17 protein-coding genes are annotated in these 21,757 nt (G+C 37.4%); 10 read left to right on the top strand and 7 right to left on the bottom strand.

Annotation, left to right across the window (positions count from 1 at the left end; genetic code table 11):
- Nucleotides 1-87 precede the first annotated feature (87 nt).
- A complete protein-coding gene (locus J8Z28_RS15785) occupies nucleotides 88-1,008 on the bottom strand; it encodes a lipase family alpha/beta hydrolase (RefSeq protein WP_062566573.1) in 921 nt (306 codons plus the stop codon).
- Nucleotides 1,009-1,432: 424 nt separating this feature from the next.
- On the opposite strand from J8Z28_RS15785, the gene J8Z28_RS15780 reads away from it, so the two are divergent.
- Nucleotides 1,433-2,020, top strand: coding sequence for a YceI family protein (locus tag J8Z28_RS15780; protein ID WP_058585960.1), 588 nt, complete (start codon nucleotides 1,433-1,435; stop codon nucleotides 2,018-2,020).
- Nucleotides 2,020-2,538: a DUF1285 domain-containing protein gene (locus tag J8Z28_RS15775; protein WP_062566572.1), complete on the top strand. Its 519-nt coding sequence runs from the start codon at nucleotides 2,020-2,022 to the stop codon at nucleotides 2,536-2,538. The genes J8Z28_RS15780 and J8Z28_RS15775 overlap by 1 nt, the downstream gene beginning before the upstream one ends.
- A gap of 4 nt (nucleotides 2,539-2,542) precedes the next feature.
- Here the strand turns inward: J8Z28_RS15775 and yihA are convergent, their stop codons facing one another.
- Entirely contained in the window at nucleotides 2,543-3,190 is a 648-nt protein-coding gene (yihA, locus tag J8Z28_RS15770; protein WP_054561154.1) for a ribosome biogenesis GTP-binding protein YihA/YsxC, read from the bottom strand.
- A gap of 283 nt (nucleotides 3,191-3,473) precedes the next feature.
- Between yihA and J8Z28_RS15765 the strand changes: the two genes are divergently transcribed.
- From J8Z28_RS15765 to J8Z28_RS15755, 3 genes are all read left to right on the top strand, one after another.
- Complete coding sequence (locus tag J8Z28_RS15765) at nucleotides 3,474-4,106, top strand: c-type cytochrome (protein ID WP_054561153.1); 633 nt, start codon at nucleotides 3,474-3,476, stop codon at nucleotides 4,104-4,106.
- A 751-nt stretch (nucleotides 4,107-4,857) separates the two neighbouring features.
- On the top strand, nucleotides 4,858-5,457 hold the full coding sequence (gene yihI / locus J8Z28_RS15760) for a Der GTPase-activating protein YihI (protein ID WP_062566571.1): 600 nt from the start codon (nucleotides 4,858-4,860) through the stop codon (nucleotides 5,455-5,457).
- Nucleotides 5,454-5,969 carry a DUF2489 domain-containing protein gene (locus J8Z28_RS15755; RefSeq protein WP_054561152.1) on the top strand — a complete coding sequence of 172 codons (516 nt, stop codon included), beginning with the start codon at nucleotides 5,454-5,456 and terminating at the stop codon, nucleotides 5,967-5,969. Before yihI ends, J8Z28_RS15755 begins: the two co-directional genes overlap by 4 nt.
- A gap of 60 nt (nucleotides 5,970-6,029) precedes the next feature.
- Here the strand turns inward: J8Z28_RS15755 and hemN are convergent, their stop codons facing one another.
- The 4 genes from hemN to J8Z28_RS15735 all read right to left on the bottom strand — a co-directional run bounded on the left by hemN (nucleotide 6,030) and on the right by J8Z28_RS15735 (nucleotide 10,210).
- Nucleotides 6,030-7,403 carry an oxygen-independent coproporphyrinogen III oxidase gene (gene hemN / locus J8Z28_RS15750; RefSeq protein WP_062566570.1) on the bottom strand — a complete coding sequence of 458 codons (1,374 nt, stop codon included), beginning with the start codon at nucleotides 7,401-7,403 and terminating at the stop codon, nucleotides 6,030-6,032.
- Between the two features lie 856 nt (nucleotides 7,404-8,259).
- Nucleotides 8,260-8,673 carry a hypothetical protein gene (locus J8Z28_RS15745; protein ID WP_250659674.1) on the bottom strand — a complete coding sequence of 138 codons (414 nt, stop codon included), beginning with the start codon at nucleotides 8,671-8,673 and terminating at the stop codon, nucleotides 8,260-8,262.
- A complete protein-coding gene (locus tag J8Z28_RS15740; RefSeq protein WP_250659673.1) occupies nucleotides 8,666-9,487 on the bottom strand; it encodes a P-loop NTPase family protein in 822 nt (273 codons plus the stop codon). The genes J8Z28_RS15745 and J8Z28_RS15740 overlap by 8 nt, the downstream gene beginning before the upstream one ends.
- Before the next feature lie 354 nt (nucleotides 9,488-9,841).
- Nucleotides 9,842-10,210 (bottom strand): hypothetical protein, encoded by a 369-nt coding sequence (locus tag J8Z28_RS15735; protein ID WP_250659672.1) that lies wholly within the window; start codon nucleotides 10,208-10,210, stop codon nucleotides 9,842-9,844.
- Nucleotides 10,211-10,560: 350 nt separating this feature from the next.
- Between J8Z28_RS15735 and J8Z28_RS15730 the strand changes: the two genes are divergently transcribed.
- The 5 genes from J8Z28_RS15730 to J8Z28_RS15710 all read left to right on the top strand — a co-directional run bounded on the left by J8Z28_RS15730 (nucleotide 10,561) and on the right by J8Z28_RS15710 (nucleotide 20,301).
- Nucleotides 10,561-11,670, top strand: a complete 1,110-nt coding sequence (locus J8Z28_RS15730; protein WP_250659671.1) for an AAA family ATPase — start codon at nucleotides 10,561-10,563, stop codon at nucleotides 11,668-11,670.
- A 1-nt stretch (nucleotide 11,671) separates the two neighbouring features.
- Complete coding sequence (locus tag J8Z28_RS15725; RefSeq protein WP_250659670.1) at nucleotides 11,672-13,942, top strand: S8 family peptidase; 2,271 nt, start codon at nucleotides 11,672-11,674, stop codon at nucleotides 13,940-13,942.
- A gap of 398 nt (nucleotides 13,943-14,340) precedes the next feature.
- Entirely contained in the window at nucleotides 14,341-15,681 is a 1,341-nt protein-coding gene (locus J8Z28_RS15720) for a tyrosine-type recombinase/integrase (RefSeq protein ID WP_250659669.1), read from the top strand.
- A 1-nt stretch (nucleotide 15,682) separates the two neighbouring features.
- Nucleotides 15,683-19,645, top strand: coding sequence for a site-specific integrase (locus J8Z28_RS15715; protein WP_250659668.1), 3,963 nt, complete (start codon nucleotides 15,683-15,685; stop codon nucleotides 19,643-19,645).
- A 2-nt stretch (nucleotides 19,646-19,647) separates the two neighbouring features.
- Nucleotides 19,648-20,301, top strand: a complete 654-nt coding sequence (locus J8Z28_RS15710) for a hypothetical protein (RefSeq protein WP_250659667.1) — start codon at nucleotides 19,648-19,650, stop codon at nucleotides 20,299-20,301.
- A gap of 479 nt (nucleotides 20,302-20,780) precedes the next feature.
- Here the strand turns inward: J8Z28_RS15710 and J8Z28_RS15705 are convergent, their stop codons facing one another.
- The gene (locus J8Z28_RS15705; protein WP_250659666.1) at nucleotides 20,781-21,647 is read right to left on the bottom strand and encodes a LysR substrate-binding domain-containing protein; all 867 of its coding nucleotides are present in this window, start codon (nucleotides 21,645-21,647) and stop codon (nucleotides 20,781-20,783) included.
- Between the last annotated feature and the right edge of the window lie 110 nt (nucleotides 21,648-21,757).

The raw sequence follows: 21,757 nt of genomic DNA, 5'->3' as shown, positions 1-21,757 counted from the left end.
TAACTTGCTAACTTGCTAACTTGCTAACTTGCTAACTTGCTAACTTGCTAACTTGCTAACTTGCTAACTTGCTAACTTGCTAACTTGCTAAAACCCCAACTCTTGCAATCTCTTTACGTGTTGACGATAAAGCTCAATAGGGTCAATTTCCCGAAAGTTGTGTAAACCAATAAACTGATTAATCTCATCTAAGTGGTTCATTTCATAATCATCTTTGATGACATGTCCTAAATGGCTGCTGCAGCGCGATACAAGGCCATCATCTTTACCTAAAATAAGTAACGAACCAAGCAGCATGGGCAAGTCGGTTGGGTCCAGTATATTGGTGAGTGCTGCTGTACCACTCCACGAAAAATAATACACCCCATTTTCGGCAACTAGCTGACCTTGCTCGCATTTATTTTCTGGTAAACCTTCAGGGTATTTTTGATTAAATGCATGAGCACCCTGTGTACTTAAGCTATTTAATGCACCCAGTGTGTTTTGTGGTAAGTCACTGTTACCTGATAGTAGTGAAATAACACCACCAAATGCATTAAATACTAATTGAGCAGCATGTTCTGCTTGAGAGTTTGCAGGTAGTTTTTGACTAATTAGATCTATAATGTCACTACCATAGTTTGCACCGCCAATACTGGTTACTGAGGCAATTAAATCTGGCCTGACTGAGGCAACATAGCGCACTGTTTGCGCGCCTTGGCTGTGGCCAATCAAATTTACTTTTTTTGCGCCAGTCAGTGCTAAAATTGCTTTTACGCGAGTGAGTAATTGTTCGCCCCGTACTTCAGAGCTATTAATAGCCGAGACCGCTGGCGTGAACACCAAGGTACCATCTTGATTGAGACTTGTAGCAACATTATAAAAATAATCTAGGCCGAGTAGGTTATCGAATCCCATTAGCCCATGAACTAAAATTACCGGATATTGTGTCGTTGTTTTTTTTGCATGGCAGTAGGGGGTCATTAAAAAAAGTAAGGTAGCAAATAAAATTAAGGGGATTTTTTTCATACCTTTTACTCTTCTACTGCAATTTTTATCACTAACAAGCCTTGAAAAAGCCTGATTTTTGCGTGCTGTTGATTCACTTTACCCTAAATTACGGTTCGCTGTAATGTTAACTTTAAGTAAACAAGAAAAGATGGTTTTAGTGTTTCGTTATATGTTTATCAATTTGTGTTGTTTCTGCGGTTATGCAATTTATTTTTAATCCGGTATTTGCTAAAGTCCGCGCCGTCCTCATCCTGTAGGACATCCTGTTGATGATGCATCTGAAAGGATGCAACGTATTGATAGCTTCTCCCCAGTTTGCTATACCGGCTCACTCCTTGTTGAGTGAGTCGCTTTTTCTTTCTCTTATCATACAATTCATTGCACAAATTAACGCAAGTGATACCATCAAAGTGATTCTTATTTACTTTCGAAGGAATGCGTTATGTTTAAATCTTTGGCAATTGCTGCCTTTTCATTATCGAGTATTTTAGTTGCCCCTTTAGCCAGCGCAAACTGGCAAGTTAATAATGAGCAAAGCAATGTGAGCTTTGTGTCTATCAAAAAGAATTCAGTTGCAGAAGCGCATCATTTCAAAAACGTGTCGGGTACACTTAACGAGCAAGGTCAATTTAAGTTGATGATCGATCTGACATCGGTTGAAACTCTGATCCCTATCCGCAATGAGCGCATGACCAAGTTGTTATTTGAGACAGCTAAATTCCCTAATGCAGTGTTAACTGCTGATTTAAGCAAAGCGCTGTTAACGCTAAAACCAGGTCAACATGTGCTTAAAGGTTTGAAAGCTGAATTAGACTTCCATGGCAACAAGAAAGAGTTAACAATTGATGTACTTGCCAATATGTCACCGAAAGGCGATGTTACTGTTTCATCGTTTACGCCGGTGATTATTAATGCAAGTGATTTCAAAGTAACAGAAGGTATTAGTGAGTTACAAAAACTTGCGGGTTTACCATCAATTGCGACAGCTGTTCCTGTAACATTTTCTTTGACGCTAGATAAAGAAAAATAATGCAATCACTTGCTGACTTAGAAGCCGCTCTTCAGGCACCCGATAAACCTTTTGATCAATGGCAGCCACAAAACTGTGGACAAGTGCCTATATTGATTGATGCGCAAGGGCGGTGGTTTTATGCCGGCAGTGAAATAAAGCGCGAGGCAATGGTTAAACTCTTTGCCTCTGTGCTTTGCAAAGAAGCAGGTAGTTATTTTTTAAAAACACCCGTCGAGAAAATGGCTATCACGGTCGATGATGTACCTTTTATTATTGTTGATTGGCGCTTTGAAGATACAGAGCAAGGCCGTGCGCTTTGTTGTGTTGATAATTTACAGCGCGCTTGGTTGGTTTCAGCAAAGCAACCACTATTACTGAGAGAATTTGAAGGTGTCAGTGTGCCTTATCTTCAATTAGCACATGGCTTGGCTGCGAGGGTATCGAGAAATGTTTATTATCAGTGGGCCGAAATAGCCTGCTCAGACGAGCAGGGCTACTATATAGAATCATTAGCCAAGCGTTATTACTTGGCCTAAGCGATTAAGCTTCTGGTTGTTCGTCAGACTCAGGTGCTTGAGCTTCAATGGGCCCTAAGAACCACTCATCAAGCTTTTTAGCAACTTCAGGTAAGCCTGTGCCTTTTAGTGAAGAGAAGGCATGTACTGTAATATCACCATCTAAACTACTTAACTCACGACGAACTTGTAAAACTTGAGCTTTTCGCGCGCCCTGTTTTAGCTTGTCGGCTTTAGTTAATAGTGCCAGCACTGGAATTTCGCTGCCCACGGCCCAGTCGATTAAGTCACGGTCTAAATCTTTTAACGGGTGGCGAATATCCATCAAAACAACGATACCTTTTAAGCTTTGACGTTTTTGTAAGTATTCACCTAGTGACTTTTGCCATTTCTTCTTCATTTCGATAGGAACTTTAGCAAAACCATAGCCTGGTAAGTCGATAAGGCGTTTATCGGCATCAAGTTCAAAGGTATTGATCAGCTGAGTACGACCGGGTGTTTTAGAAGTACGCGCTAACTTTTGATCTGTTAACGTGTTTAAAGCACTTGATTTACCCGCATTAGAGCGACCAGCAAACGCGACTTCAATCCCCGTATCAGCAGGTAAGCGTGAGATATCAGGTGCGCTGGTAACAAAGGACGCAGTATTGTATTTGATACGAGATTTGAGCACAGGCTCTCCTAGTCTTTTATAAAAAATAACAAACAGTGGCTAATTTCCACTTAAGGCACGTATTTTATACTATTAAAGCAGCATTCAAAAGCGTATTTAAGCGTGCTAAATTGGCTTTAAATTAGGAAAATTACTAGGTATAAACTTAATCTAAGTCAAATCCCTATAAATTATGAGCTTAATGTGGGCAGAAAACGTGCCAGAGAATTTATTATCGTGTAGAATATAGAAATCACAACATCCATATTGTAGATGATACAGGGTCGGAAACAGAGAATTCACCATGAAAAAAATAGCACTATCTTTAACTATATTGCTTGGTACGTTGTCAGCAAGCAACGCAACAGCATTTGATGGCGATGTAAACGCAGGTAAAGAGAAATCGGCAACGTGTGCGGCTTGTCACGGCCCAGACGGTAATGCACCGGTTAATATCTACCCTAAAATTGCAGGCCAACACGCAGATTATATCTATAAACAATTACAAGAGTTTAAATTAGGTATGACATCTGGCGGCAAAGAAGGTCGTATGGATCCAGTAATGAGTGGTATGGCTATGCCGCTTAGCGATCAAGACATGAAAGACCTAGCAGCTTACTTCTCTTCTTTAAATATGTCTGAAGGTACAACGCCTAAAGATGTAGTAGAAGTAGGTCAGCAGCTTTATAAAGCCGGTGATGCAGAGCGTGGTATTCCAGCATGTGCTGCGTGTCACGGTCCTCGTGGTAACGGTACATCACTAGCTAAATTCCCGAAAGTTTCGTTCCAACATCCAGAATACATCAAGTCACAACTTGAAAAATTCCGTGATGGTACGCGTAATAACGACTTAAACGGTATGATGCAAGACATCGCTAAAAAGCTAACAGACAAAGACATCGAAGTACTTTCAAAATACTTAGGTGGCTTACACTAAAGTCTGATTGCGGGTAGTAATACTCCGCAGTAATATGTGATTAGTGTGAAAAAAGCAGCGCAAGCTGCTTTTTTTGTATTTAAACTATGTCGAAATCTCCTACGCCTTTGTGAGACATTGTCCATATCGAGCTGTAAGCTAAATCTTATTTTTATTTCAATTTTATACATAACTCTTTGTTATTAAATAAGTTGAGCTTGTTGCAATATCTTATCTGTAAGAAAAATTATATAAATCAGTTGTAACAAAATTATTAATGAGTAAATTAACCACTGTCGCTGAGACAGCAAAAACAACATGGACAATGTAATAAGGAAAGTGACTGCGGCAAGTCTTTAGGGGTTGACACTGGTTAGGTGTCCTAAAGGAAATAACAAAAAAGCGTCAGGATTGACCGAGAATAATAAAAGCTCATGGAAGTTTAATAATAAAAACAAAATGGAATGCTACACGGAAGGTTAAAACAATAACAAAATGGATAAACAATAATAATAAAAATAATAAAGACTAAAAAGTCGAAGGGAGAAGTGTCCAGATAATTGGCGCTCAGATTAGTAGGCGGTAGAGATGTTTTCTCTACCGCCTTTTTATTTGTCCTGTTACAATAGCCACCGTTTGTACTAAAAGTATGAAAAGTGCGCAGTTCGTCAAGTTGACCAACCACATCCGCACATCGAATTCTTCTGGTTATGCCAGCATTACAATGCCACAAAGGCGTTGTGCACAACCTCTTAAGTGAGATGATCAAGATATGAGTAGAAAGAAAAAGTCGCGTAAAATTCCATCGAATGGTCCTGTACGTCTAAGCAAAGAAAAGCTTAGAGAGATGCGCGCGTTAAAAGAGCAGCGAGTTAAAAAGACCAAAGGTGCTAAACCTGGGTCTCGAAATGCACCTGATGCACAAAATGCAGAAAACACTGCTGTAAACAATCAACCGAAAGATAAGCGTGTTGGTAGTAAAAAGCCGGTTTCTTTAGTTGCGCCTAAGGCTGAGCCGAAAGTTGAAATGAAACGCAACTTAAAACCTATGGTTGAGCTTAAGAAAGTGGCTGAGCCTGAACTAACACCAGAGCAAGAGTTAGAAGCGCTAGAGAATGACGAGCGTCTACTTAAGCTAGTTGAGCGTCATGAGCGCGGTGAGTTATTAACAGGTAAAGATGCTAAGTACTTCAATAGCCGTATTGCTCGCCACCAAGCACTGTGTGAGTTATTAGGCATTGAAGATGAAGACGAGTACGAAGATGACTTTGAAGATGATTCATACGATGAAGGTGAATCTGACTTCGATAAGTACTTATCTGATGACTTAGCCAATGAATGGTTTGATGACGAAGATGAGGATGAGCGATGAGCACAACCTTGATTATTGCCATTGTAATTGGTGCGGCAATTATCGCAGGGCTTGCGTTTTATGCAGGGCAACTTCTGTATAAACTAAAAGAGCAAAATAAGCTTATCGCCAAGAAGCAAGCTGAGCATGAGCAAAAGCTTGCGGCATCAAAAGCAAAGCGTAATGCAAAGCTAGCCGATAGCATTCATTTAATTGCCCGTGCAATGAATGAAGAGCAATGTGAGTTCTCAGAAGGTTGCTTACGTATTTGGGTGCTGATCTCTCAATACAGCTTTGCAGAAGAGTTTGAGCTAAGTGAGCGCTACCCAGGCATATTTAAAATGTACGAAGTCGTAAAAGATATGCCAACGCACGATGCCCGTAAGAAATACTCTAAAAAAGAGATTTTTAAAATGGACACCGCTCGCTGGCGTGCTGAAGAACAGCATAGCGATGAAATTAAAGCAGATTGCGCACGTATAATTGAAGAGTTTAAAGCCGCTCCAGGCAGCGAAAACGTAGTATTCAATTAAACAAACATGCTGCGATTTAAGCAAAATAGAAGCAGAGCCTAGGCTCTGCTTTTTGTTGGGCTAGATAACTCGTGAGAAACGAGTTTGCTTGATTTGTTGTTGTAGGTGCGCATCAAAGCACATACAAATAATACGAATAAATAAATTACCGCGAGCTGTTACTGTGATCTTATCTTGGCTAACAGACACCAAGCCATCAGCTAGTAATGGGTCGAGTGCCTGTAGTGCCTCGCAGAAGTAGCTGGCAAAGTTAATATTAAACTGTTTTTCGATTGCTGGAATATCCAGCTCAAACTGGCAGATCAATTGTTTGATCACTGCGGCACGTAACGTATCGTCATCAGTTAAAGCAACACCTTTACAGATTGCACTGCCATAGCCTTCTTGCACAGCTTTGTAATAGTGCTTCAACTCTTTTTCGTTTTGTAAAATGGCATTGCCTATTTGCGAAATCGATGACACACCCAAACCTAATAAGTCACATTGGCCATGCGTTGTGTAACCTTGGAAATTACGGTGTAATTGACCTGCGTTTTGTGCAATCGCTAGTTCATTGTCTTTACGGGCAAAGTGGTCCATACCAATAAACTGATAACCCGCCGCTAACATCTGCTCAAGGGTATTTTTGAACATAGTGAGCTTATCGCCCGCAGATGGTAAGTCAGCGTCTTTAATTTTACGCTGTGCAGCGAATCTATCTGGTAAGTGAGCATAGTTAAATACCGACACGCGATCAGGGTTTAGCTCAATCAGCTGTGCAATCGTCTCTTTAAAGCTCTCAGGTGTTTGCAGTGGCAAACCGTAAATCATATCGGCATTAATAGATTTAAAGCCAAGTTCACGAGCCTCACTAATTAAACCTTTTACAGATTGCACGCTTTGCGGGCGATTAACTGCCAGTTGCACATCATCATTAAAGTCTTGAATACCAAATGAGACACGATTGAAGCCAAGCTGACGTAGGTGTACTAGCATGCCATCAGCTAAAGAACGAGGGTCAATCTCAATACCGCGCTCGGCATCATCAGCAAAATTAAAATGCTGCTCAACCAATACCATTAAGCGGCTCATTTGCTCTGCCGATAAGAACGTTGGCGTACCACCCCCTAAATGCAGTTGTTCAATGTTATAATCGGCAAATAGCGTTGCTTGCTCAGCAATTTCAAGCGCTAAATTATCTAGGTATAAATCGGCTTTAGATTGATGACGAGTGATCACCTTATTACAACCACAGTAATAACAAAGCTGACTGCAAAAAGGGATATGGATATACAAAGATAAAGAACGGCTTTTCGACGCCGCAATCGCGTTAATCATATCTTGTTGGTTATAACCATCAGCTAAAGACAATGCTGTTGGGTAAGATGTATATCGAGGACCAGAAATATTGTACTTGTTGATCAGAGATTGATCCCAGCTTGGTAAATTTATCACAGTCAGCACTCCGCAATTGATTGAGCGGCTATTTTAACGAGTTTAGTGATTTAGCTATTTGATCTAGAACAATGTCGGAGGCTAGAAACTAATCGGCATGCTTTAAGGTCGTTGTAAAAACAAAGAGTTTACTATTTGAGCAGTTGATTTAGTGATTGTTAAAATAAAGGGTTTTGCTAGTGACAAGGTTACAAAAACTTTTTATACTGCATCCCGCTTTAGTCAGTTAAACCTGCTAAACGCATCAAAAAAATTTAGCTTTCGCTAATACAATGGCCCCTTAGCTCAGTTGGTTAGAGCACACGACTCATAATCGTTAGGTCCCCAGTTCTTATGTGGTATACGAATTCTCGTATATTAAATAAGACAGAAAGGACAAAGGGAAGAGAAGAAAAAAGAGGACAAGAAGTCCTTGAACTGCGAGTTTACTCGTAAGTAAAAATGGAATTGAGAATATACATTTAAAACAAGTTTATTAAATTGTTTTAAATGTATATTCTTCTAGATTATACGAAATGAAGAGATGGCCCTTTAGCTCAGTTGGTTAGAGCACCCGACTCATAAGTTATTTGTGACCTATAGCAGTAATGTTATATGGAAAAATCGGATGAATTGCTGGAAAGCTTCGTTTATTTCTAAAATAAACATGCCAATCAGCAGCCAAGCCTGATAAGCGTATCAGGAAGGTTCAGAGACTAGGTGGAGTAACACGATCTTGTTACGTAATACACCATTAGCGTCCGACACCCCACCGTACTAATACGAGGGTGATGATATAGTCCAGGCTTATGTGAAAACATAGGATTATCTGAATCGGTAGGTCCACAGTTCAAGTCTGTGAAGGGCCACCATTTCTTCAATCTTCCTTTACTAGTAAATTCTTTTTTAGTTCATAATAAGTAGACTTTAACGACTCAACACCTCCTTCAGAAATAACTTCAACTGGTTGTTTTCCATTAAAAAATTCATTTTTGTTTGGCATTCTCATAAAGCCATATATATTACTTTCATTATTGAATTTTGTTCTTAAAACAGCATGAATGTTTGCAATGTAACTGGCTCGTATGAGCTGCTGATCTGATAAGACTATTTCCTTCTCTTTCCAAGAATTAGGCTCTAAACCAAGTATTTTACCTTTTTGTTCAACCCCACACTCCCATTTGTCCAAAATATTAATGACTAACTTAACAACGACACAATGATCTACATTAGCAGCATGTAAAACTATCTCTTCGTTTCTTCTCAATTCAGTGTATTCGAGATCAAGCATCGCAACTTAACTCGATTGCTTTTATGTAATACTTCAATGCCTCAAATTTGCCATTATTTAATAGCCATTCGGGGGTACGTGAGCCTAAGCTAGCAATAATATCGTTTTCAAACCAGAACATAGCCTCAAGTTCATTATTGAACCAAGGGAGTATTTTCCTCAATATCCAATCTTTTTCCTGCTCGTGGGTCATTGACCTTTTGTCGATAGTGAGAGGAAGTTCGGAAGTATCGTAAAATGGTTTGCCTTGGTTGTATTGAATCCAATGATCTGATTGCTGCAATTGACGAACAAGTCTGTCTTCTAAAGAGCTATGGAGTTTAGATCTTTCATCAACTACATAATCAATTTTAAGTGCTTTGAAAACCTTATTGAGCTTTTCAACAGATAATCCGTTCAATTCCATTAACTCAGCAGGACTTATGCAGAAATCGTAACCATCTATATCATTTAAAACTGCCCTAATTCTAGAATTCCACAGAGAGTCGTACTCGAATAGAAAAGGGATTTTATCTAATGGCTTTCTAACTTCTTTTCTGAGCCGCTTAATCTTATTATCCGAGTATATTTGATTCATGGTCTCTAAATCATGGGTGAAATGATAAAAGACATAGTCAACACACTTATTTAATTCTTCAGCAATGTTGTAAATCGACTGGCCTCTATAACAAAAGCCTACAATGCGAGAGATATAATCATGTGTGTATTCAACATCAAACTTTAAACAAGGGGCTACTGAATTATGATCTAGTCGAGAATAGGTTTTGGATCGGTCGTAAACTACACAACCACACTTAACGGACAATGCACTCATAATGATACCTATAAAACATAAACCCACCACGCGTATGTCACATAAATCATTAAGTTTTTACGGATGCTGAGCTTCGTCGTATATTGGCGGCACAGGCTGTCCGCACAGCCCTGAATTCATATTGATAACGAATACACAATTAGTCTACGCCAATTAACTTATTTAACTCAAGTCTGGCTACACCAATTAAGAAAAATCGCCGACCTTAATAGTAGTTGATGCGACTTCCCTATGAAGCATCATAGTAAAACTAGCTGGTCGGCAATATATATGAATTGTCTTTTCAAGCGCACTGACTCTTAATTTAAAAAGCTTTAACTACGAGGAAACACAACGAGAATGGATAAGAAATCGTTAATCTTGATTGATGACTTTCTCTAATTCAAGCTCATCAATTTTAAGGATATGTGAAATAATTTTTTTAGTCTCAATTCCCTTTAGGTATTTAATCTGAGAGAAGTTTATAGACCAGTCTTGCCAGTTAGTTTTTATAACAGAAATTAATAGAGCTGTGTCTTCGTGTTCCCAGTCCAGTAAACAAGCTTTTATCTCTGGAAGCTCACCTTTTTCTATCGCCGATTTTAGTTTAGCCCAAGACATATAACCAAATACATCAATAGCTAAAGTCATTTGAGCCTGATTTAGCTTGCACCCTGACAAATCAGACAGCGCTCTGGCCTGCCGTTGTGCAGTTCTTAATAATCGTGATTTTCCTTCAGACACTACTAACCCTCAGAGTATCAAGAAATCCACAGCACTTCTGATACCTAGACAATAAGTAGCAATTTTAAAAATGGGCTTTCGCTTCGTAATTGTGGTCACAGGCCGCCATTACGGCCTTTATCAACTATACACAAAATCAATATTACTTTCTTGAAATTGTTAAGCAATTTCGGCTCACTAGCTGCAATATATTTAGTTCAAAGCGTCATCCTTAAAGTTTCTAATATCGACAGAATCCACTAGAGGAGTAGACTCAATATTGATTTATCCAACATTTCAGGTAAACTTCAATTATTGGATAAGCTTAATTTAAATAGTTTGTCAGGCACACTAACTTGGAGCATTGAGTAATGCCAACCGTTGAAAACTTTATAGATATTTTTGACGCATTGTCTCGGAAGGATTGGAATGATGTGAAAGCCGTTGCCGACAATATTTATGAGTCTGAGAGAAAGAAAAAGCACTACAATGCCGCAACTAGAATAAAAGAAGCGGCTGATATAGCAATTAATAACAATCTAATCTCAGATACATTTGTTATGTCTGAACATAGCCTTTCTGCTCCTCCTATAGATCTACTTGAAAGATTCAACGATATCAACGCAGAAAAGCCAGTTCTCCCAAAGTGGATGAATAATGAATTAGCTCTCTATTTTAGAGAGTGGAATATGTTCAAAGAATTAAAGTTACAAGATATAAAACCTAGAAATACTCTCCTATTACATGGTCTTCCGGGGTGCGGAAAGACTATGCTTGCAAAACATATAGCATCAGAAATGAAACGAGAGCTTTATACGGTTAGATTTGATTCTCTAATATCATCATATTTGGGAGAAACGGGCGAAAATATTCGAAAGATATTTAGCTTTTTGAAAACTAATAATTGCATTCTTTTCCTAGATGAAATTGATGCAATAGCCAAACTGCGTGATGATAAGTCAGAATTAGGTGAGCTCAAACGAGTCGTAATATCATTACTTCAAAATATTGATAACCTTCCAGAAGATAGAATTCTCATAGCTGCTACTAACCATGCTCATATGTTAGATCCCGCAATTTGGAGGCGTTTTGACGTAGTATGGGAGTTAGTTCCTCCTAAAGATAACGTGAGAGATAACCTGTTAGAAACCGAGCTAGGTGAAAGTTATACTAGCTCAGAATACAAAAAAGAAATCCTCGAGCTGACAGCTGGCATGACTGGTGCCGATTTGAATAGAACTATTAATGAGTCTAAACGGCGAAGATTAATTGAAAAAACTGACCTTATTGAATCGTTTCTCTTGTCTACAATCGAAAACGCAAGGCGAGGAGACTCAAACCAATCAACTAATGAAGGGCGCTTAATACAAGCAATTAAGTGTTTGAAATTAGCATACAAAAAGAAATATACATATTCAAAATTAGAAGACATTACAGGTATTTCTCATTCAACAATCCACCACAAAATAAAGAGCTCATAACATGGACGTAGGAAATCAAAGGCCGCATATTTTTATCAAAGATGAACCAGCTCCTCCCGTTAAAAGAGAATATGACGGCGGAGGTGGCGGTACTTATCCTAGGGATAGCTACCGCAAGCATGCTCACAAAGTATTTGCCGAAGCAGATCGTCTAAAGGCTATTTTCGCGACATCACAAGATAAAACAATCGGTAATAGATACTTTAAGGTTGAAATACCAGAGGAACAAAAAGTATCTACATCAACAGGTAAAAAGTTAGAGGAGAATCTACTTTCAAAAATTGTTGGGTCACCTAAGAGTAACATTGCTCACGTTAGCACGTCTAAAGAATCATTTGACGACTTAGTTTCACAATTAAATACTTATAGTGAGTCGTCAGAAAGTAAAGGGAAATCAAAATACGCATCTATAGAAGAATTATCTCTAATCCCTTTTGAAGAGAAGGTATCCGAAAGGTTTCAATTAGATTTTACTGAAGACAATACCGAAGGAGATGCATTAATTTCTCTTTTTCCTGATATAGATTCAAATGATCTCGATGTGATTTATGCTGGAGTTAAGAGTTATATCGAAGCTCTTGATGGTGAAATACTCTCTTTCCTGCCTAGAGAGGAAGGAACATTACTTAGAGTTAGGTCAAAGAAATCTGTTCTAAAAAACTTAGCTGAATCGTTTGTATCTATTCAATCTTTGGACTCTGCTGATGAGATTATTACTGAAATGGCCAGTGTTGGCGAACCTTTAGACAACACAATTAACGTCACACCAAATACATCAAAAGCATACGCATGTATGTTCGATACTGGGATTCAAAAAGACAATCGCTTTTTGATTGATAGCATCATCGAAGATATCTGCCCATTTGGAGACAATCGAGGTGTAAACACAGCACACGGAACTTTTGTGGGCAGCAGAATCATTTATGGTGATTCTATAAAAGATCAATTAACGACTGGCAGCCTTAGCCCTGACGTGAAATTGTTGAGTGTTTGTATTAATAAGTTTGATGACTTAGGTAATAAAGTAAAAGTAACCGTTGATCAATTAATAGAACTTATTCGTTCAACGGTCGAAAAGTGGCACAAGCAAATTCGAGTTTACAATTTGTCTATTTCTTGCACACCTCAAAACCCATATGCTCCAGCTTCAATCAAAGATGACATCGTACACCTTTTAGCCAGTGAAATTGATATTTTATCTAGGAAGTATGATGTTTTGTTTGTTATATGCACTGGAAATATACCATGGTCACCAAGCTGCCCACTACCACAAGAGAGCTACCCTAAATATTTTGATCTCGATGAGAGTAGACTAATGTCGCCCGGCGAGTCCATGCTAGGCTTGACGGTTGGTTCTGTTGCATTTGAGGATGCAACAGGAAGTATGGCGAAATCTTCAGAGCCCTCCCCTTTTACTAGAAGAGGTCCCGGCTTTTCGGGATATCACAAGCCTGATCTAATCGCACATGGCGGGAACTGCGGAAATAATTGGTCACAACACGACTTTCTTAATGTTGTGGGTTTATCTAACACAGGTGATTATTTGTCTTACGCCAGAGGTACAAGTTTTTCAGCGCCTCTAATAACTCGCTTAGCAGCAAAGCTATTCGAGTTTATTCCTAGTGCTTCGGCTTGCTTGGTCAAAGCAATGCTAATACATTTTGCGAAGAAAACTGAGTTATTAGACTTCGAAACTAAAAATTTAATGCATTTGCAAGGACATGGATACCCTGATGTCGCATTCTTATGTAATTCAACTAAAAACATACAGTCTTATTTATATCAAGGAGATATGGATTTTCGGGACATGATTGAAATCCCCTTCTACGTCCCTTCAGTTTTAGTTAACAGAAAAGTTCGAAACAAAATAAAAGTAAAAGTAACGATATCTTTCTTTCCAGAAACAAGTGCTGTTTTGAAAAGTGGATACTGCAAATCCCATATCCGCACAAAAATAATAAAACTGAATAATAAAAATGAATATAAAGATGTTCCGTTTTCTAAGTCTTCTGCCCTTGATAGCGATAGGTACTCCACCGTTATCAAGATGGAAAAGACATTTTCAAGTGCAATTCATAGTGGAGACTGGAAAATACTAATAGCTCACGAATCGAGATGGACTTTGAAGAACCCCAAAACTAAATACGCGGTAGTAGTAACGATTGAGGATCCTCAAAATGACCCAAACATTGATATACATAATGCAATTAGAAACGAGGCTCCTAACAGGTATCAATCAGAGCTTGGAGTTCAAGAGCGACTTAAGATCTAGAGGATAGGTTCAGAAAAAGATCTCAACAATTTTTAGTTGGGCATATGTCAATAAAGCATGTGCCCCTTTTATTTAAGTTAGCCTCAATTGAGATTTGTCACTTATTATTCTTCAAAATTTTTAAGAGTTACTACTTTCAGAAAATGTGAGATTTTTAAATTTATCAGGATTAAAGCATCACTGGCCTCAACTTTTTTTATAATATTTTCAACTACGATAAGGAATTTACATAAGGGAAAGTTATTAAAACCCACATTCCTATGTAGTTTTCATCCTAACTTTGACATTCGAATATATTAATAGAATATTATGTATAAATTTCAAAAGGTTAGACTATTGATATATAACTAAATGCCTTGCTATAACTAAATAAGATTTTCTTAATTTAGTGAATTACATTGGCATATATACCTACCTTCCATACTCCAAAATCAATATTGAATGCTCCTCTACTTATCCGAGGTAACTCCGAGTATTTGCCTTTTACTCGCTTTATTGAGTTTCTGAAAGATAAAAATTATGCGAATAACACTATAGAGCAGTACGGTCAAATCCTGATCAAGTTCTTAAACTATTTTACACGGTATATCGAGTTACTGAATTACGATATAGGGCCTGACGAAATCAAAAATATTTTGCAAAACTATCCTAATTTCTTGCTTCGAGGGAAAAAATCTAGATTTAAGATTACACAGCAAATCGCTTCTGATTTAAATCACAACAAGAATACAAAACGCTCTTCTCTACCTGTAATCGATGCTGCAATAACCAAATTCATTTTAATTAATGAAATAGAAGGTGCGAGCATAATTGATATCTCTGACTCAGCTTTCCTTCACATCAACAAGAGAATAAAAAGTAAATCTGAGATAGGGAATATCTTAAAAAACTCTGCTCTATCTGGGTTTATTAGAGGGGGGATTAAAAATAACAGAAAGCAAAGGGCTAGCGCTCTAAAATTACCTAAACCCAAGAAGAGAAATAAGTTCTACACCACAAAAACGATTGAGTTTGATCAGGTAGTTAAGTTAATAGAGTCAGCTAGCTCTTATCGAGATAAAGCAATTTACGCACTCCTTGCTGCATCAGGTGCTCGAAGCCATGAAGTACTACAGCTTCGATTGTCGGATATCGATTTTAAAAATCAACAAATTACTTTGAATAGCCCATTTGAATTTAGTGAAGATGAACTCAACTTAACTGATGATGAGTATTCTCAGTTGGCATGGAAAGGACGAGAAACCACCGCTACTTTCCTTATAGAACCATTTAAAAGCCTGTTTTTCGAAAACATTGCTAAATACTTGACTCAAGAAAGGATGAGTTTATGTAACCACCCATTTCTATTTACTAATACTAAAACTAATCGTCCCTATTTTTGCTCAGATAGAAGCTCAAGAATAAAGATGTTTAAAAAATCAGCAAAAATATCAGGTATCAAGAATCTAGATGGAATAAGCCCTCATTCGTTAAGGCATACCTATGCGACATATATATTGAATTGGCTGCCGTTAAAAGGTGGTGTATATGGTTTACCTTTAGCCTATGTGCAGAAACTCCTTGGGCATAGCTCACCTTCTTCTACAGAGTTATATGCAAAAATTGATGAGGAACTTGTAAAGGCACATGTAGCTGAAGCTAATGAAAAGCTGTTTAGTAATGGTATGAGCTTTGACGAAATACAACTTGAATTCCATAAAGGACGCATCGAAGAAATCGAACTGCGCTTGGCTGCTTAGCATGTTCAATTCAACCTACAAATTGAAATTTATTGTTGAAGGTAGAGCACTAGAAAACGCTATACATTTAGCACTTGATGATTCATTCAAAGTGCTTAAATCACATATCGATACCAAGCAGACAATTACCCCTTCAGTAATATCTACAAAGACTTTTCCGTCACTTATAATTTTTAAATACCTTCATAATCATAAAAGCTCAACAAGTATCGGATTTGACACTAACTGGTGCGAATTAATGTTTGAGCTGTGCACCTGCGACGAGTTGCCTCAAGAAAAGGTATCTCAAGTTGTCAATTGCCTATCTGCACCACCTGCAAACAAGAAAATAGTAAAAACAGCAGAAAAGCATTTAAAGATTGGACTAAGAGTTTTCTTTTACGCCCTTTGGGCTCAAAAAGCAGTATTATTGCCACTAAACTTTTCGTTTCCTAGAACTCAAAAAAATAAACGTTGGATTGAAACAGCTCTACCAATCTACCCAGAAACGTTGAAACTCATTAAGAATACTTTCATTGAAGATGAAAGATTTAAAAGCTTAAAGGGTTGTGTAGACGCAAGATCCACATATCTTAAAGATTATTCTTATAACATTTTGATCGCGACGGACTGGTATAGCATTGAGGATATTGACTTAACTGATATAGCTAGCTTTAGAAGCTTTTATTTTTCTCATTCAGAAAGAACAGGAAGTAATAATCGAAAAACCTTACCCTTTTATCCATTATTAGCTGGATTCAAGGCATACTCCCCGACACGGTGTAGCTATTCTCTCAAAGAGCTCGCTGATGCATGTGATTCTGTTGTAATAGATGAAAACGGTAAAAAACGGAAAATGGGAAAAAAACCTGAAGTTAATGACTCAGTAAAAGCTGGAGAAAATAACTCACTACCCGCTCTAAATTATAACTCATCAAATAAACTTCACGTTATTCCAACAGATAGAGAGTTTCAAAGACTGAGTATTAGTTTGATTGAAGATACGTTTTCAGTTCTTTTATCTCGGCATTATAGCAGTCCTAAGTCGTATTCAAGCTATGAAAAAATAAATAAAGCAACACCGCGATTGATTTTCATTTACGTATTTGAAAAATGTTTACAAATTGACTCCCACCAAATATCTCAGCTATACGCTCTTTCTAAGCTAAGAGAAACTTCTTTAAGTGATATAGCAAACGTCCTTAAAACTAACTTTGACGAAATACGAGACAAGTGGACTATAGATTTTTCTAACGAGCTCAAGATCTCGCTAAAAATAATGCTGCAAATAGCTTATTGCAAACAGCTAGTGTTACTTCCCAGAGACTTCCAAGCTTTCTTTGCCAACAATACAGATTGGATGCTCGATCACTATCCAACAACTATTTTAACTCTATGCCCTGACGGGCTGATTAAGGCAAACAGTAAACAAAAACTTCTACGTCCTTTAATGGCTGTTAACAGATATCGTTTTTCCGACATCACATTAAAAGACGTTCGCAAAATGGAGAATGAAGAACTCAATTGGGATGATGACTTTGGCACTCTCCCTTTAACAAACTTTGAAGAATTTTCTAAGCAAATAGAAGAACCGAGTACTACTTGTAAAACTGCTCCTGAAAACCGTAATCTTTGGCGGGAATATATAGACAGATACTTAGACCAACAGAACGTTACTAAAAGAACTAAAATTAAAAAAAAATCAGCTCTCAATAAGTTAATAAGCTTCATTGAAAAAAAGTTACCCAACAGCATAGGTCTGAATAGCAAAAAAATTCCTCTAAAACCCGCTGACCTTACTCGTGAACACGTTTGCAATAAAGACTGGGAAACAGACTTAGTCCGCCATTTAGGCAAAAAAGTTAACGCTGATACTTTCAATGTCCAGTTAAAACATATTTCTGATTTTTTCGACTGGTTAGAGCTTTACAAGCACGACGAAAATATTAAAGATTTTAGAAACCCTATATTAGGTTTAGACAAGAAGATATCAAAGCGACCAAGTGGTACAAACAAAGAGATTTTTGATAAATCACAATTCCCTGTAACTTGGTCATTTACAGCTGCTATTTGTGATTTCTATTGGTATTTAGTCTCAAATAACTTATACCAACTTGGCTTAGCGACTAAAAATCAGGTATATGATTGTGAAGAGTTAGGTTTTATCCCTATTTTCTACATGGATGGCAAATGCTATCCCATACCCTTTATCCCGACTCGTTTTACATATGAAGCGGTAACTACTTATAATAATTCAGCTTATTATTACCCAACTTTCCAACAAGTTTTTGAGAATTTTATTGCACTAGAAACAGGTATTCGACATATACATATCAGACACCTAGACGCGAACATGTGGAAAACTGGCCTCCCTAATTCGGATATCAATATTGATAAAGGTACGATCATACCCACCAAAAAACTCAATAATAATACAGCGTATGAACTTTTGGTTAACACAGACAAAGTAAAGCAAACGTCCTGGAACGCTATAGTTAGTAGCAGAGTTATTAACACATTACTTCGATTTGAATCATTTGCTGATTTTGTCGACCCAAAAATCGAAGAAATATTTTACAATGACGATGAAGCTAGTCCCTATCCTCTAATTTCTCCGCTGACACAAATTTTTGATGAAAAAGACTCTTATTCTGGGACATTATCTGAGGCAAGTGTAGCGGGCCAATACCGAAGACTATTGTTTCTTTTCGATATTTATAGAGAGTTTTATGAATTACCATTACCTGCGGTTGGTAACTTAGGAGAAGACTCTATAGTATCAATCAAAGCTTACCATCAGCGACAAAATGAGCTAAAGAATGTTATCACAAAGCCTTACAGCAATCGTTTGTTATTTAAACAATCCATACTTAAGGCATATTATAGTAACACAAAATATGAAACCAAACATACACCACATGGAACTAGAGCTACCGTCGCTAGTGAAAAAATTACATTACTTCCTCCTGGTGCTATTAAGGAGTATATAACTGGCCATGAATCTCTTGCGTGCCTTTACTACTATATTAAGCTGGATCTTAACTACCTTGAAGAGTTAGTCAAAAATGATGAGACAGGCTCCCCCGATAACTTTAATAGTTTACTGGAACGCTACTTTCAGCTTTCACAAAAAGCACTGGAAAAGAATATCCGAGATATAGTTGAGTCCCAGCCAGAGACAGCAATGCGAGACTTGGGAGCAATTTCCTTCTCATCACAAACTGAACGACAAGGAATGCCAAATAGTGGCTTAATTGCAATTCAAAACATCAACAATTCACAGCTTGCGTATTTTCCAACTCATATATGCCCTTTCGGTGCCAAGTGCCCAAAAGACGTAATCGATGAGTTTGGAGAATACAATTGCGGACCATGTTATTACTCGGTAAAAACGGTTGATAACATTCCCTCAATACTTGGAGAGATTAGAAAGCATGTTGACTCTTTCGAGCATTTAGAGTCAACGCTAAAAAAAATTAAGTCTTACCCTCAGAATGCATCTGGTCAATTAAGTAAATTAGAAGGAGAAAGGCAAAGGGCTGCATCTGCTATTACCGCATGGGTGGCGTCATTTCAAATTCTGGCTCGCAAAGTAGTGGATATGAAAAATGAATCATCAACCGAAGTTTCCGGCAAGCTTTTAGTCGAAAAACCCAAAGCCTTAATACTCCATTTTGAAAACAATAAATTAGCCGATACACCTCTCAACAAAGCCTTGGTTCGCGAAATGGATAGCTTGGCAAACTCTGAGTACGCCACACCTTCAGCAAAAGCTCAAATGGACAAATTTAGAAGAAAGCTGCTTATCAACGGTGATGAGTTGGGAACATTAATTAAGGAGCAAATTGAGTTATCTTCGGAGGACACAGATACAAAAGGCTTGCTTGCCTCCATCAATATCACTAACCCTATTTCATTAAACAAAACACTAGACGACATTGAAGAGACATTCAAAAAACTTTCTAATCTAAAAGTAATAAGCTAGATATGAAAAAAATTGAACCTGCTAACAAAAGTAACGCTAATAGATACCACTCTACCAAGTGTAAGATAAGGCTTAACGCCATTTGCGAAATACTTAGAGACTTGGAGCAAAGTAAATCTCAATTTGAATCTCTTTGGCAACTAGCAATTTTTATCGCAAAAAAATACAACGAAAAAGAGATAAATATTGCGACAAAACGTTGCCCTAACAAAATAGATAAGATTTCAGTTTCAACTTTAGTTAGTGACAAAGCCCCTTATAGGGAGAAGGTTCTCAAGCACTTTAACAGTCAGAAAAACTCGAATGAAAAGTATTCTATGGCGTTATTAGAAGTAACTAAAGAATCACAGATCGCTAGCCTTCAGAATCAAATCAAAAAACTAGAATACAAAAATAAGAATTTATTAAAAAAGGTGGAACAGCCTCATTTGCTAACATCGAACTTTTCCCAGAATGAACTCCTTGAAGCTTTAGATGCCAGTCACAAAGTGATAGTAGCTCTTCTGTGTGAGTTCAAAGATTCAGTTGTAATTGATAAAGAAAGTCTCATAGATTTATCCAAAATTGTTGACAATGAACTAGTTGCTAAAGACATATTAAAAAAGTCTAAAATTCTTGAATCTTCAATTATTAAAATAATTGGAGCGGGAATCTAAATTAGTAAGATGATACAGAGCGATTTAACTACTTTATAAGACTGCCTGATTACATGTACAGCATTTGATTAAATTGTATTGGTATAACGAGATCGCCCACTTAATTAAAGGAGGAAATAAGTATTCAAGCAAATATAGAAAACGTAACCAACTTAGTAATGAATTACTCAGATAATAATTCCGGAATAGACGCTAAACGACAACCAAATATGTTTGATCTTTTATAATTAGTGAAATACAAAGAGGTTTTGTATAGCTAAGATTGAATGTTGTTCAAAATATTATACTACATAATTTCGAGGGCAGCATGAAATGCTTCACAAAGGAACAAAAGACTTATTTTGAAATTTCTTTACCCGATATTGTTTTACCAAGTGAAGACTTTCAAAATTAGCCAAAACATATCTGAACGCTTAATTAGTAATAGCACTAATTTCCAATTAAGTTGCTCATTAAGCCCTTTAACAAATTTATATCAATTACTTTAAATGCGTAGCAAGATAATCGACTAACACCCTTATTTTAGGTGATAAATGGCGGTTTTGAGGGTATAGAGCCCAAATACCTTCATCTGGAACTCGATAATTATCCAGTAATGTTATTAGCTCCTTACTTTTTATATGCTCTTGTACATAATAGTCTGGCAATTGCACTATGCCTAAGCCCTTTAATGCTGCATCAACTAAACCAGAGCCACTGTTATAGCGCAACCTTCCTTTTACGCGAATATTTTTTTCTCTACCCGCTTCTCTAAAATGCCAATAATCAAGAGTCCCTAATAAACAGCTGTGTTTATTTAGCTCTGATAAAGAATGGGGAATGCCATGTGTACTTATGTAACTGGGAGATGCACAAACATAGTTTGTTCTTTTACCCAACTTTTTTGCCATCATCGATGAGTCACTTAAATTACCAAGACGGATAGCTAAATCAAAGCCTTCTTCTACTAAGTCAATCTGTCGGTTGCTTAAATAAGCTGAAACCTCAATGTCATTATATTGTTTCATAAAATTATTGACCAAAGGCAAAATCTGTTGCTCACCATAAGTAACTGATGCGGTTAATTTAATTTTTCCTTGAGGCTTAGACTGTAAATTGGTTACCGCTCGCTCGGCTGCATCTAAGCCATCGAGCACACTACGACAGTGTTGATAAAAGACCTGTCCTTCTTCAGTCAGTGATACTTTACGTGTTGTACGGTAAAACAACTTGATATTCAGCCTATTTTCTAACGCACTAATTTGACGACTAACTTGTGCTGTAGAAATCGCCATTTTTTTTGAAGCTTTAGTAAAGCTCTCATTTTCTGCAACAAAGACAAATTCGCTAATACCTTCCCACTGCATGATTGTTACCTATATGTACAAGTGATTTTCCAAATTAGCATATTATCATCCAACAGGAAATAAATATAATAGCCATCATTGAAAACAAGTTGTTGTGGTTTAGCTAGTTG

Source organism: Pseudoalteromonas sp. SCSIO 43088, assembly GCF_023650795.1.
Classification (GTDB): domain Bacteria; phylum Pseudomonadota; class Gammaproteobacteria; order Enterobacterales; family Alteromonadaceae; genus Pseudoalteromonas; species Pseudoalteromonas shioyasakiensis.
This window is presented reverse-complemented; position numbering and strand designations above follow the sequence as displayed.

Coding starts and splice junctions, on each gene's coding strand:
- J8Z28_RS15785 (WP_062566573.1), bottom strand. CDS start 1,008: ATGAAAAAAATCCCCTTAATTTTATTTGCTACCTTACTTTTTTTAATG.
- J8Z28_RS15780 (WP_058585960.1), top strand. CDS start 1,433: ATGTTTAAATCTTTGGCAATTGCTGCCTTTTCATTATCGAGTATTTTA.
- J8Z28_RS15775 (WP_062566572.1), top strand. CDS start 2,020: ATGCAATCACTTGCTGACTTAGAAGCCGCTCTTCAGGCACCCGATAAA.
- J8Z28_RS15765 (WP_054561153.1), top strand. CDS start 3,474: ATGAAAAAAATAGCACTATCTTTAACTATATTGCTTGGTACGTTGTCA.
- yihI (WP_062566571.1), top strand. CDS start 4,858: ATGAGTAGAAAGAAAAAGTCGCGTAAAATTCCATCGAATGGTCCTGTA.
- J8Z28_RS15755 (WP_054561152.1), top strand. CDS start 5,454: ATGAGCACAACCTTGATTATTGCCATTGTAATTGGTGCGGCAATTATC.
- J8Z28_RS15745 (WP_250659674.1), bottom strand. CDS start 8,673: ATGCTTGATCTCGAATACACTGAATTGAGAAGAAACGAAGAGATAGTT.
- J8Z28_RS15740 (WP_250659673.1), bottom strand. CDS start 9,487: ATGAGTGCATTGTCCGTTAAGTGTGGTTGTGTAGTTTACGACCGATCC.
- J8Z28_RS15730 (WP_250659671.1), top strand. CDS start 10,561: ATGCCAACCGTTGAAAACTTTATAGATATTTTTGACGCATTGTCTCGG.
- J8Z28_RS15725 (WP_250659670.1), top strand. CDS start 11,672: ATGGACGTAGGAAATCAAAGGCCGCATATTTTTATCAAAGATGAACCA.
- J8Z28_RS15715 (WP_250659668.1), top strand. CDS start 15,683: ATGTTCAATTCAACCTACAAATTGAAATTTATTGTTGAAGGTAGAGCA.
- J8Z28_RS15710 (WP_250659667.1), top strand. CDS start 19,648: ATGAAAAAAATTGAACCTGCTAACAAAAGTAACGCTAATAGATACCAC.
- J8Z28_RS15705 (WP_250659666.1), bottom strand. CDS start 21,647: ATGCAGTGGGAAGGTATTAGCGAATTTGTCTTTGTTGCAGAAAATGAG.